This window comes from Nocardia sp. NPDC004151 (assembly GCF_042874235.1).
In the GTDB taxonomy this organism is placed as follows: Bacteria; Actinomycetota; Actinomycetes; order Mycobacteriales; family Mycobacteriaceae; genus Nocardia.
The window spans coordinates 167,628-179,473 of the sequence record NZ_JBIAMR010000016.1 but is presented as its reverse complement, the minus strand read 5'-3'; the positions used below and the strand labels follow the sequence as shown (position 1 = coordinate 179,473).

Here is an 11,846-nt window from a genome sequence, read left to right as displayed (position 1 = left end):
TGCCAACGTGGACAGCGCTTTCCAGCTCACGTGTGGAGGGGTGCCGCTTCGCGGCACCCCTCCACACGAACTACTTTCAAAACACGGCCTAGTCCCGCCCCTTCCAGAGCACGCGAAGGATCGCAACGCGGTCTTTTGGCGACGTACCCCTGAGCGCATAGATTGCGACCGCCGCCCTGGCGACGGCGGCGGGGATCGTCACTGCCGCAGTCGCAGTGACAAGTTCGGGAAGGGTCAAGGAACAACCTGCTTTCGCACGAAACGAAAACTCGCCAGGCGGGTGCCGGGCAAGCCAAATCCAGCGTGAGGCGCTTGGGCCTCTCTACCGAGACAGGACAGGTTGGTTATCAGGTGTCAGGGTGTGGTGAACCCTTGACGCCACGAACAGTACGCCGGATCTGTGTTACGTGCCAAACGACGGAACCTGTTGTCCGCGTGACGCGTCCAACCAGATATGGACGAACCGATCGAGTTCCGGCCGCACGCCCGCACCGAGGATGAACCCAGTCCGGATGAAATCCAGGCCATGTACGCCTGTCGGGGGCGGACACGACGAGAGTGGATCGCGCAGCGCCCGGGCCGGTGGCTGTCCGTTTGTAACCGATCGTGAACGCCGCGACACCCCGAGTGCTAGTCGCCCTGGTCGGTCGGCTCCTCCGACAAGGCCCGCGTTCCGCGCCTCTGGTTGAGAAGCGTTGTGAGAGCCCTGAGTACGGCGGGCCTGTCCTCCGGTGAAACATCCTTCAGCGCGTACAAGGAGATGACGATCTTGACGGCGGCGGTCGAGATCGCCACGGGCGCTGCAATAACGGCCGCGAGAACGGCAGGGTTCATGATTCGCTGTTTCCTGTGCTGGATACGCATGGACGTTGGATCTGGCAGTGGTGAAGCGGTGTAGCAGCGCGCTTGGAACAGTCTTCCCCGGTGGATTGACTCGGTGCAATACCTGCCATCAAGACTTTTCAGAAAAGTCGGATAGACATTATTGCAGGTCAAATGGCATTTTCTGGGTTCTGTGTGTGCAGCAAAATTAGCTGACGGGTTACAGGGCTATCCGGCGGCTACCCTATTGCAGCCCCTAATGCGTGCCAGTCGGAATGTTTATGACTTAGGTCACAGTCTGGGGTTCTAGGCCAAAAGTAACGGCTATCTAGTAGGCGAGAACCTAGGTGCCATTCAAGAAGTGATAGGTGATTTAGCTCACATATTCTAATCCCACCTGCGAATACTCACCCGTCTAGTAGATGAGGGCAGAAAAAGACGGGTTACTAGTAGATGAAGGGTGAAAAGAGCAGGTTACTAGTAATTGAAAGACTCAGAGATGGGTAGAGACGATTTTATCGGCTCCCTTCTCTGTTGGGATCTCGGTTCGCCCTCCGGGGTGCGCGCCTTCCTTCGTGCGCCTACTCGTCGACCGCTGATCCTTGTTCCCCGGTTTCTGATCAGACCGGGGTCGGGCGCTGGATTGGTTACCCAGCGCCAAAGCTTCCGGCATGACGCCGGTTGACCGCTGACTCAGCGGTTTGAAACTAGCGAAGGCTACAGGCGACGGCTCTTCGGGTTTCGTTTCTTACGGGCTGTAGCGCCGGTTTTCCTGCCCCTTAACCCGGCGCGCTCAGTTTTCAAAGTCTTCTACGCTGCCTGCGGGCGGCCTTTTTATTTGGCTTCAGTCCATAACATTATGAAAGGGAAGCCCCATGGGCGCATGCGCCAACGGCCACCCAATCCGGGGGCCACAGGATAGATACAAAAGCGGTACATGCCGACGCTGCGCGGTCGCAGCGAATCTTCGGTACCGAACCAAATGCCGCGAAGCTCTCGAGCTCACGCGCGAACTAGGCATTGCCTAGAAGCCCGACGACTGGGTTAAGTCGGTCTACGCGCCAGCGAATTGCTGGGTAAGTCGGCCGCGGCATAGATAGCCGCATTCTAAGGACTTCAAATCTTCTGGGGTAGGAGTTACATCCGGCCTGGGATAAAAGTCCGCCACAAGGCCGCATAGGCGGCAATTCAACCGAAGAGATTTCCATGCCTGCAACCTACTCCGAACTGGCGCATGGACGCCGATCTACACCGAGCCCGGCGGAACAACGAGAGCTATTCGAATTCTGGTTCTACGGCGAAGCGCACCAGGCGTACCGGCGTGCCAAGTCAGCGGGTGGCGGGGCGCTTCCTGCCGAATCGGAAGCCTTCGAGCTGTTCGCACGGCGCTGGAAGCCGGTGCGATGAGCGAATACGAATACAACCTCTACATCATCAACGGCGTGAATGAAGACACGCTTGTGTTGATCGACCGGATCTCCGGTTACTGAGCCCGAGTCAAGAAACCAATAGAAGGAAATAATGTTATGAGTCTGCTCACTCCAACGGCGGCTGTACTGCGGCGCAACCCGCTGGTCGCATCAATTCTCGAAGACCTACCCGGGTTCAAAGAAGCCGCCTCGGTTCAAGCGAAGGCGTCCGAGATGCTTGCCGAGGTTCAACGAGAAATGAACGATGCTGCAAAAGGCATCGATACCAGTTCGGTGATTGAGTCGGGCGTAGTCCCTGATTCGTGGCTCGCCGATGTCGGGGCGAAGATGCTGAAGAAGCGGATCGCTCAGGACAAATACAACATTACTACCGAGCTTCGAAACGATGCCAGCGCCAAGCTGGACATGATTACCTTCGATGCAATCCCGGGCCTACTTGATACGCTCGCTGCCCGGCTTGCCGGCCTAGTCGGGGACCTTGAGGCCCTGATTCCTGATCTGAACGGGGCTAAGGACCCCCGACAAGCGATTGACCTGGATTCCGCCGATGTATGGCGGAAGATTCAAGGGCGCGCGGATGAATACAAGCTTATCCGGCAGGCTCAGGCGGTCCTGACGTCCGAGGGTGATCAATACCTGTGGGGACGCAACCAGGCCCAGTACTCCGAGGATCCGAATGCGTCGCTCGCGGTCATTTCGAATATTGACGAGGTGTGGAACCGTTGGGATACCCAGGAAGCCCGAGACGGCGCACCGTGGCCCGAGGACACGACCGAATTCTTGGTGTGGGCTATCCGTAACGGTGCCCGGTTCTGGTTGCCTTCGCCGGATGAGCTTGCACAAGCGGAGGCCGACCGTAAGCAAGCGATGCGAGATGAGGCCGCTCGGATCGTCGCCGAGGTTCGGCGTGATCAGAACTATCTGAATGGTCGGTACCTGCACCCGTTCATCGCTGACATTGTGCGTAACCAAGTATGGGTCTAATGCGCGGATCGATTCCTGACTGGGGCTGCGTGTCTGCAAGCGCCGGGGCTGGGTACTGCACCGATCTGGATATAGATAAAGAAGGGGTGGAAATGACTAGGGGGTGGTTGTCATCGCGGTAGAACTTGGCACAGCGTATGTCTCGCTCGCGATCGAGTCCAAGGACATTCCGAAACAGGTTGAGAAGGGCCTGAAGGCTGCTGAACCGGCTGCGGAGCGGTCCGGCCACGGGATCGGTTCTCGCCTCGCGGCGGGTATCGGCACCACGCTGAAGACCACTGCCGCCGGTGTGGGCCTGGCGGCGGGTGCGGTTATCGGTACCGCACTTCAGGCTGGTTTCCAGCGGATGACCGCTATCGATGACGCTAGGGGCAAGCTGGCGGGTCTCGGGCATGAAGCCCAAAGCGTGAGCACCATCATGGGATCTGCCCTTGATGCGGTGAAGGGCACCGCCTACGGACTCGGAGATGCCGCCACCATCGCGGCCTCTGCGGTCGCTGCCGGTGTCAAACCTGGTGAAGACCTGACCCGGTATCTGAAGCTGACGGCGGATGCCGCCACCATCGCAGGTACCTCGCTCGGTGACATGGGTTCGATCCTGAACAAGGTCACCACGTCCGGCAAGGCGTACACAGATGACTTAAACATGTTGTCGGACCGTGGAATTCCGATCTTCACGTGGCTTCAGGAAGCGTATGGGAAGTCGGCTGATGGCCTCTCGGACATGGTGAAGCAAGGCAAGGTGGATGCTGCCACCTTCCAGAAAGTGATCCAGGATCACATCGGGGGTGCGGCCCTCCAGTCCGGCAAGACCCTCAAAGGCGCGTGGTCGAATCTTCACGCGGCACTGGGGCGTATCGGCGAAGGAGCGCTAGGCCCGTTCCTGCCGATGATGAAGAACGGGCTAGCCGTCGCTACCCAATGGGCGGACCGGGTCACGCCACGAGTCAAGGAGGCGGCCCAACGCATCGCCTATGGGCTCACGGACCTTGGCCACGCCTTCCAAACGAACGGCGCAAGCATCGATGGCAACGCGTCCGCCTACGAACAGTGGGGTGTTCGTCTCCGGCACGCTGTAGACGGAACCCGGGGTGTTTGGTCGATCCTGAAGGACGGCCAATACCAGGGTTCCGCGATGACGTTCGGTCTGGAGGAAGACTCGCCCGTCGTCGGGGCGCTGTTCCGTATCCGTGAAGCCGCCATCGCGCTTCGGGACGTATTGAAGAGCCCCGGCGGGGAGAAGTTCCAAGCGTTCATGAACACGTTGAAGGGCAGCGGGGATCAAGCCTCCGGCGGGTTGAGCAAGGTCCGCGAGTCGGGTTCTTCAGTGTCCGCGGTGATGTCCAAGCTTGGCAGTGCCAGCGCGGACGTCGGCAAGTCGCTGGTGTCTCTAGCAGGCGATACAGGCACGGTGGCAGCCGCCGGCATTCGGGTGATCGGCTCCGCTATGCGGTTCCTCGCGAACCACACAGGCGTTGCTGCTGCGGCCATGGTGGGTTTCGTCGCGATGCGTGGAATCACAGAGGTCGCGACGGCGTGGGGCAACATTGGTCGCGGTATTACCGGCATCTTTACCCCGGCAACGCTTCTCGCTACTCGGGCGCAGACTGCGGCGCTCGTGGAGCACACTGCGGTGCAGCGTGCGTATCTCGCTGCGTTGGGTGCCGAGGTCCCTGCACAGCAGCAATCGATCCGACAGAGGTTCGCGAATGCGGTTGCTACCGCTCGTCAAACTGTCGCGACCCAGGCTGCCTCGTCGGCACTCGGACAGTTCGCCGCCCGTCAAGCCGAGGCGGCGGCTTCGTCGGGTCTGCTCCTAGCGGGGCTCCGCAATACCACGGCTGCTGCGGCGACCGCAGGTGCCCGTATCCAGGCAACCGCTGTTACAGCTTTCGGTGGTCTACAGAGGGCCGGTGCCGGTTTGGTGAGCGTGCTGGGTGGGCCGTGGGGTATCGCTATCACCGCTGCGTCCGTCGCCGGTTACGGGCTCTGGGAAATGCTCAACAGGAACAAGCGAGAGGCTCGGGACCTCGCTGACGAGCTGAAGCACGCCATCGACACGATGGACACCCTCACCGGTAAGCAGACTCAAGAAACTATCGACGCTACAGCGCAGCGGCTCTCTGAACACGGCGGCAGGATTGATCAAGCCGCGGGCTTCGGCATCGATCGCAACGCGTATGTGTTGGCGTCGGCTGGCATGGACGAGGATGCGCGTAAGCGGATCAACGCGGAGCTACTCGCCAACATCGTCAAGGATTCGACGGTTCAGAAGCGCGCTTCCAGTGCTGGCGTCTCCGTCGAAGACCTCGCCAAAGCCGTGCAAGGTGACAAGGACGCGGTTTCAAAGACCGGTCTTACTACCGGCTACCTTGACGATCTGCGCGAGCATCTCGGCTCGGTCGCTCAGGCATCGGTGGATCTGTCTAAGGCGATGAACACCGAAGCTGAAGCGAATGGCAAGGCTTCGTCTGCGGCTCAGCAGTACATCAAGGACACTCGGGGCCAGTTCGAAGCCACGGACTCACTGAAGGCGAAGGTCGCTGAGCTTGGCGGGACGATTGCCGGGGTCCCGCAAAAGAACGTGGTCGAGATCTCGTCACCTCCGGGGATGGACCCAGAGACGTTCAAGAACAAGGTGAATGACCTTCACCTTGGCGTGGTGGAACTCGAAGCGGACGGCAAGACCATCAAGCTCGTCCTTGACGACTCGCAGTACAAGGACGCGATCACCAAGGTCAAGCAAGAGACGCTGCCGCCCAAGACCCAGAACATCATGGTCCAGATGATCAATCAGGCTGCCATTGATTCGGGTAGGCCGCCGGTTGTCACTCCGGCACAGCCTCGCGCTACCGGTGGATCTATCAACGGTGCTGGCACCGGAACGTCTGATTCGATCCCGGCGCTTCTCTCGCACGGTGAACACGTGTGGACTGCGCGTGAGGTTGACGCGGTCGGCGGACAGTCGGCTATGTACGGGCTTCGTGCTCGCGCTCTCGCTGGCGGTCTCCGGTTCGCGACCGGCGGTGGGGTGCCTGGCGGTATCTCGGATGCGATCAAAGCCGCCCAAGAGGCCGAGGCCCACACCTACCAATGGGGTGGTGTGGGCCTCAACAACTTTGACTGTTCAGGCTTCGTCGGGTTCCTGCAACAAGTGGCTATGGGTCTCGGCAAGGTGGCCAAGCGGATCTATACGACCACGACGCTAATCGGCGGTGCTACAGCAGGTTTGGAGTCTGGCTTAGGTCCGGCCGGTACCTGGTTCCAGGTTGGTGCTTCGAACGAGCACATGGCTGCGACGATTGCGGGCCTCAACGTCGAATCGGGGGGCCAGTACGGCACATCTGGTATCGGCGCAGGCCGTGCCGGTGCCGGTGACTCTCAGTTCCCGTTCAAGTTCCACTTGCCTAACTCGTTGATCGCTGGCATCAACTCGTTGACGACCGGCGGAACGATCTCGACGTGGACCGACGAGAATGAGCGGGAGCTAGAGCGGCTGAAGATCGCTGTAGATGACGCCAAGAAGAAGCGAGATGAGACCTACGCGAAGTCAGATAGTTCCGCCTCGGACAAGCGCAAGGCGGATCTCGACGTTGCCGACGCACAAGACGCCGTAGTCAAGAAGCAAGGCGAGAAGGACAAGGCCGGACAGTCGGTGGGCGGGTCTCGGATCGCTCCACAAGCTCCCGTGTTGTCGAAGAAGTACTCCGACAACGAGAAGACGTACGCGAGTGCCTTGCAGGCGGTAGAGCAGGCGAACAAGGCCCGTAACGAGGTGTACGACAACCCGGAATCCACGGACGCCGACAAGCAAGTTGCCGACATCAACCTTCAGGAAGCGATCTCGAAGCTGGAGAACAACGACTCTTCGAAGTCCCCGGCGAAGACCGTCAAGGACATCTTCACCACCTGGGCGTCCTCGGTCGCGGGTGTCGCGTTCGATGCGTTCAAGACGCAGCTACCGGACAAGATCTCGGGTTCTCACTGGTGGGACGTTGCCGACCAAGCTGTATCCCTTGTGAACTCGGATGACACCCAGACCGGTACGTCGATCTCCCAGGCTCTACAGAACATCGGTTCGTTCGGGGCTTCGGCGTTCGCTGGTCAACTGGGGTACAACTCGAAGCGTGACGTTCCGGATTGGGTTAGGAATCTGAAGTCTGCCGCTGTGTATGACACGGGCGGCTGGCTCCCTCCGGGCGGTATGGCAGTGAACTTGTCTAACTCTCCGGAGCCGATCTTCAACTCTCCGAAGCAACTTCAGGAGTTCGCGGGGTCCGCGCTTCAGCCTGCCCAGGGTGGGGACACGATGACGCGGGCCGATATTGAACGCCTTGTTCACACGCGGCCCAACGTCACGTTCAATGTGACAGACGTTCCGGCAGCCATGCACGCGTGGCGGACTGAGCAGAAGCGGCAGGCCGCTACTTACATCCGTCGGTAGGTGCGGTCACGGCCCGGAACCGCTTCGCAAGTAGTTCGATCTCGTCTGGCTGGAACGCCGACCAAGAACCTTGCTGGCCGTTGACACGCCACTCAACGACGGGAACCGCGGTGTAGCCCAGTTCGATCAGGCGATCTCGCATCAACTCGTTCTTGCTGATGTTGATCTCGGTATACGAAACACCGTGCTTCATGAGAAAGATCTTGGTTGCCTTGCTCGGTTGGCAACCTTCTTTGGTGTAGACGGTTACGTCGTGGTACTCGTCCCTCACAGGCGCTCGCTCTCCGGTCGGCTGGTGCTGGAGACCGGCCGCCGGGAGCGGGCGCAGCAAGCCTGTGCCGGATTTGGGTAATCGGCTCCGGCGAGCCGGTCACGCCGGAACCTATCACCCGGCGGGTTGCGGCTTGGTCACTCAGTCTCGGCGTGGCGGAGGCTGCCTACGCGATTCATCAAGGGGGGCAGGGAAGCCGGGGATGTCATCGGCTTCTGTCTACGCTTGCTTCGTGGTTACTGAAACAGACGTTGCTCAGTGGATGATCGACCAAATCCGGGCCGAAGACGTCGGATACCAAGAGCACCTGGTGGCGGACATCGAAACAAGGTTCGGCCCAGAGTGGGTGTACCAGAACGAGAGCGGCAACCCAGCAATCAGCAAGACCGTCCTATCCGCGTTCAAGAAGCTGCACGGTGGATCGATCGAGTGGGAGAAGGGCGAGAAGCGCTGGGTTGTCGTCTAGTTCGAGACTGATAGCTCGGAAGGCTGGGGCCGGGTGCATCCCTCGCTTGCCATCACGTGACGCTCGTCACTATTGGTGAGGTGCTGCACCTGGCTCTATGTATCTGACCAGCGACTATTTGCCGGACGCTTGGGCTGCCTGACCGATCTCGATATATTTCTTGATCTTGCTTGTCGTGTGTGCAGCCTTGACGTTGTACTGGGCGACCTCGACCTTGCCGTGCTCGTCGATCAGGAAGGTGGAGCGGATGACGCCGGTCACCTTCTTGCCGTACATCATCTTCTCGCCGAAGGCGCCGTACGCGGACAGCGTCTCCTTCTCCGGATCCGACAGCAGCGGGAAGGTGAGCTGTTCGGTGTCGCGGAACTTGGCCAGCTTGGCCGGCTTGTCGGGGGAGATGCCGATGACATCGATGCCGGCGCCGTCGAGATCGGCCAGGTTGTCGCGGAAATCGCAGGCCTGCTTGGTGCAGCCGGGAGTGCTGGCGGCCGGGTAGAAGTACACGATCACCTTGCGGCCGCGGTAGTCCGACAGCGAGACGTCCTTGCCGTCGGCATCGGGCAGAGTGAAGGCGGGCGCGGTGTCCCCGGGACTGAGTCGGTGATTCTCGGTCATGCCGCCACGCTAGTCGACGGGCTCGAGCCGGTGTTGGCGATACACTCTCGGCAGGTCGGCTCGCCTGCGCGTGCGTCGCGCGAGAGCGGCCCCGATTCGACGGCGCCGCGGATTCCGCGCGGCTTTCAGACAGGAGTGTGACGTGGCGAGAGATACCGAGGCGATCGAGCGGGAGATCGAGGCCGCACGCAACCGGCTCGCGAGCACGCTCGACGAGCTGGCGGTACGCGCCGACCCCCAGCGGCTGGCGGACAATGCCAAACAGTCCCTGGTGGCCAAGATCAACGAGCCGAAGATCAAGTACAGCCTGATCGGCGCGGGCGCCCTGATCGCGACCCTGGTCGTGGTGAAGATCTTCCGCCGCTGAGCGGCAGCCGGATTCGGGGGACAGCCCCCCGAACCCGAACACGGATGTGGCCCGGTCCCCTGCATGGGACCGGGCCACATTTTTCTGTGCCGAGGACAGCCGTGGCTTCTCGGGCCGGGAACAGCTGTGGCCCGGTCCGTCCGGACCGGGCCACGCGTCTCCCTGGGGCTTCAGGGGTTCACCCCTGTGAGTCCCGAGAGTGGGGTCTCTCTCAGACCGTCGGGCAAGCCATGCCGGTGCCGTCGGGGTCCAGGTGCGGGCTGTAGCCGGGCTGGCCGCGGAACAGCGGAGCGGCACCGGCGGCGCGGGCCTGGTCGCAGTTCTGGTACACGGGGCCGCCGGCGGAGCCGGTCTGGCTGAGACCCGCGGAGCCGGTGGCGGCCGAACCGGTGTCGATGGCGGAGGATCCGGTACCGGCGGATCCGGTGATGACATCGGCGGTGGCAACGGCGGTCTGGGCTGCGATGGTCGTCAGGCCCGCGACGCTGGCGGTGACGAGTAGCCGGCGAACGTTCATGTATTCCTCAATGTCGGCGCGGTTAGGGTTAGCTGGCCCGAGTGTTCTGGCGCAACGTTGCATTGTCAACCGGATGAGCTATTCATCGAGGTGAATTAGGGGATTAACCCCGAATGCCGGAACCTCTTCTGCCACTATGTGTCTCATTCGTCCTGACTGAAATGCGCTCGGGCATTGATGATTTCCGCCAGAACTACGCAAATCGAACGGTCAGTACTGTACCGAAGGTTGCATGCCGGGGGTGGCACGGATTCTCCGTGAACTTCCTGAGGGTTAACATGGTGTCCATGTCAACTATTTCCCGATATCATGGATGTCATGACGCGCTGGCTGACCGATGAGGAACAGACGACCTGGCAGTCCTTCATCCGCATGCGGCAACGCCTGGACTCGGCGATCGCCGCCGGACTGACCCGGGACGGGCTGTCGTTCTCCGACTACGAAGTGCTGGTCGCGCTGTCCGCGGCCGGTGGCCAGCTGCGTGCCAAGGAACTGGGCGCGGAGATCTGCTGGGACAAGAGCCGCCTGTCCAAGCATCTTTCCCGGATGGCGACCCGAGGGCTGGTCGACCGCTGCCAGGCCGCAGACGACGCCCGCGGCCGCGAGATCAGGCTCACCGACGCGGGCCGCGCCGCCCTCGAGGCCGCCGCGCCCAACCATGTCGAGCTGGTGCGGCGGCTGTTCATCGACGAGATGACCGTCGAGGAGGCGAAGGCCGTACGCTCACTGGCCGACCGGGTGGTCGCCGAGGTCGAGCGCGCGGATCTGGACGGGATCGACTGAGCGGCGACCGACGGGGTTCGGTCGACCCGGCCCGACTACGCCTCGGGCTCGGCCGGTTTCGACTCGCCCGCGGGCTTCCCGAATTGCGCCCGCTTCCAATCGCCGAACGGCTCATCGCGTTCCCGCACGGCCTCGCGGAAACCAGCGGTGGCCGAGCGCAATTGGAAGGCATAGCCCTCTCGGGTGTGCCGTGAGATCCCGTCGAACACGGTGCTGACCATGCCGGAGTTGGCCACGCCCTGGTTGAGCAGCGCGCTGTTGAGGGCCAGCTTCGCCATGACCAGCTGGTTGATCGGCACCATCGAAATGCGCTCCAGCAGTTCCTCGGTGCGCGCGTCCAGTTCATCGGCGGGCGGGGCTTCGATGGCGAGGCCCCATTCGAGCGCCTGCTTGCCGCTGAGGCTGTCGCCGGTGAACAGCAGGCGCTTGGCCCGCTGGTCGCCGACGCGGTGCGCCCACATGCCCGCGGCGGGGATGCCCCAGGTGCGGGTGGGCGGGTAGCCGAAGCGGGCGTCGTCGGCGCAGATGATCTGGTCGGCGAACAGCGCGATATCGGTGCCGCCCGCGATGGCGAAGCCGTGCACCTTGGCCACGGTCGGCTTATTGGCGTGCAGCAGGCTGGAGAAGCCGCGGTTGAAGCGCGACATCATGGCGTAGTCGACCATGGGGTCCCAGGTGGCCCACGGATTGTGATTGCGCGCCTGCACGACCGGATCGAGCACGCTGCCCTCGGCGGGCTGGGCGCCCTCGGCCGGTTCGAGGCCGTTCTCGGCGAAGATCGACAGGTCGTAGCCGCCGCAGAAGCCCTTGCCGCGCCCGCTCACCACGATGACGTGCACCCGTGGATCCAGGTCGGCGCGCTCGACGGCCGCGGCCAGTTCGATCGGGGTGTCGACGGTGATGGCATTGCCGCGCTCGGGCCGGTTGAAGGTGATGCGCGCGATCCGGCCGGTCACCTCGTAGGTCAGGGTGCGCCCGGTGTACTCGTTCACCGGTTCCGGGCGGCCGGCGAACAGCGAGTCGTCGCCACCGGTCAGGTCGTCGCGCCAGGCGGCCGGGCGGGTGCCGGCGTGGTTCTCGTAGTCGGGGGACACCCAAGCAGTGAACCCTTGTTCATTTCTTGCTGTCAAGAGTTCACGGGCGATGG

Annotated in this window: 10 protein-coding genes; 5 read left to right on the top strand and 5 right to left on the bottom strand. The window is 62.0% G+C overall.

Features of this window, described 5'->3' with window-relative positions; all coding sequences use genetic code 11:
• Nucleotides 1-630: 630 nt before the first annotated feature.
• A complete protein-coding gene (locus ACFYTS_RS29725) occupies nt 631-864 on the bottom strand; it encodes a hypothetical protein (RefSeq protein WP_387308856.1) in 234 nt (77 codons plus the stop codon).
• A 1,484-nt stretch (nt 865-2,348) separates the two neighbouring features.
• Here ACFYTS_RS29725 and ACFYTS_RS29720 point away from each other — a divergent pair.
• Both ACFYTS_RS29720 and ACFYTS_RS29715 read left to right on the top strand, forming a co-directional pair.
• Nucleotides 2,349-3,236: a hypothetical protein gene (locus ACFYTS_RS29720; RefSeq protein WP_387308854.1), complete on the top strand. Its 888-nt coding sequence runs from the start codon at nt 2,349-2,351 to the stop codon at nt 3,234-3,236.
• A 103-nt stretch (nt 3,237-3,339) separates the two neighbouring features.
• Nucleotides 3,340-7,680: a tape measure protein gene (locus ACFYTS_RS29715; RefSeq protein ID WP_387308852.1), complete on the top strand. Its 4,341-nt coding sequence runs from the start codon at nt 3,340-3,342 to the stop codon at nt 7,678-7,680.
• On the opposite strand, the gene ACFYTS_RS29710 is transcribed toward ACFYTS_RS29715, so the two are convergent.
• Nucleotides 7,661-7,951, bottom strand: a complete 291-nt coding sequence (locus ACFYTS_RS29710) for a glutaredoxin domain-containing protein (RefSeq protein WP_387308850.1) — start codon at nt 7,949-7,951, stop codon at nt 7,661-7,663. The genes ACFYTS_RS29715 and ACFYTS_RS29710 overlap by 20 nt on opposite strands.
• A gap of 232 nt (nt 7,952-8,183) precedes the next feature.
• On the opposite strand from ACFYTS_RS29710, the gene ACFYTS_RS29705 reads away from it, so the two are divergent.
• A complete protein-coding gene (locus ACFYTS_RS29705; RefSeq protein WP_387308848.1) occupies nt 8,184-8,417 on the top strand; it encodes a DUF6953 family protein in 234 nt (77 codons plus the stop codon).
• Nucleotides 8,418-8,531: 114 nt separating this feature from the next.
• On the opposite strand, the gene bcp is transcribed toward ACFYTS_RS29705, so the two are convergent.
• Nucleotides 8,532-9,032: a thioredoxin-dependent thiol peroxidase gene (bcp, locus tag ACFYTS_RS29700; protein WP_387308846.1), complete on the bottom strand. Its 501-nt coding sequence runs from the start codon at nt 9,030-9,032 to the stop codon at nt 8,532-8,534.
• A gap of 142 nt (nt 9,033-9,174) precedes the next feature.
• Here bcp and ACFYTS_RS29695 point away from each other — a divergent pair, with 142 nt between their 5' ends.
• Nucleotides 9,175-9,399 carry a DUF3618 domain-containing protein gene (locus ACFYTS_RS29695; RefSeq protein WP_357284235.1) on the top strand — a complete coding sequence of 75 codons (225 nt, stop codon included), beginning with the start codon at nt 9,175-9,177 and terminating at the stop codon, nt 9,397-9,399.
• 211 nt (nt 9,400-9,610) lie between these two features.
• Here the strand turns inward: ACFYTS_RS29695 and ACFYTS_RS29690 are convergent, their stop codons facing one another.
• Entirely contained in the window at nt 9,611-9,916 is a 306-nt protein-coding gene (locus ACFYTS_RS29690; RefSeq protein WP_357284238.1) for an excalibur calcium-binding domain-containing protein, read from the bottom strand.
• Between the two features lie 318 nt (nt 9,917-10,234).
• On the opposite strand from ACFYTS_RS29690, the gene ACFYTS_RS29685 reads away from it, so the two are divergent.
• Nucleotides 10,235-10,699: a MarR family winged helix-turn-helix transcriptional regulator gene (locus tag ACFYTS_RS29685; protein ID WP_357284240.1), complete on the top strand. Its 465-nt coding sequence runs from the start codon at nt 10,235-10,237 to the stop codon at nt 10,697-10,699.
• Between the two features lie 35 nt (nt 10,700-10,734).
• Here ACFYTS_RS29685 and ACFYTS_RS29680 read toward each other — a convergent pair whose 3' ends face one another.
• On the bottom strand, nt 10,735-11,793 hold the full coding sequence (locus ACFYTS_RS29680) for a crotonase/enoyl-CoA hydratase family protein (RefSeq protein ID WP_387308843.1): 1,059 nt from the start codon (nt 11,791-11,793) through the stop codon (nt 10,735-10,737).
• Nucleotides 11,794-11,846 lie beyond the last annotated feature (53 nt).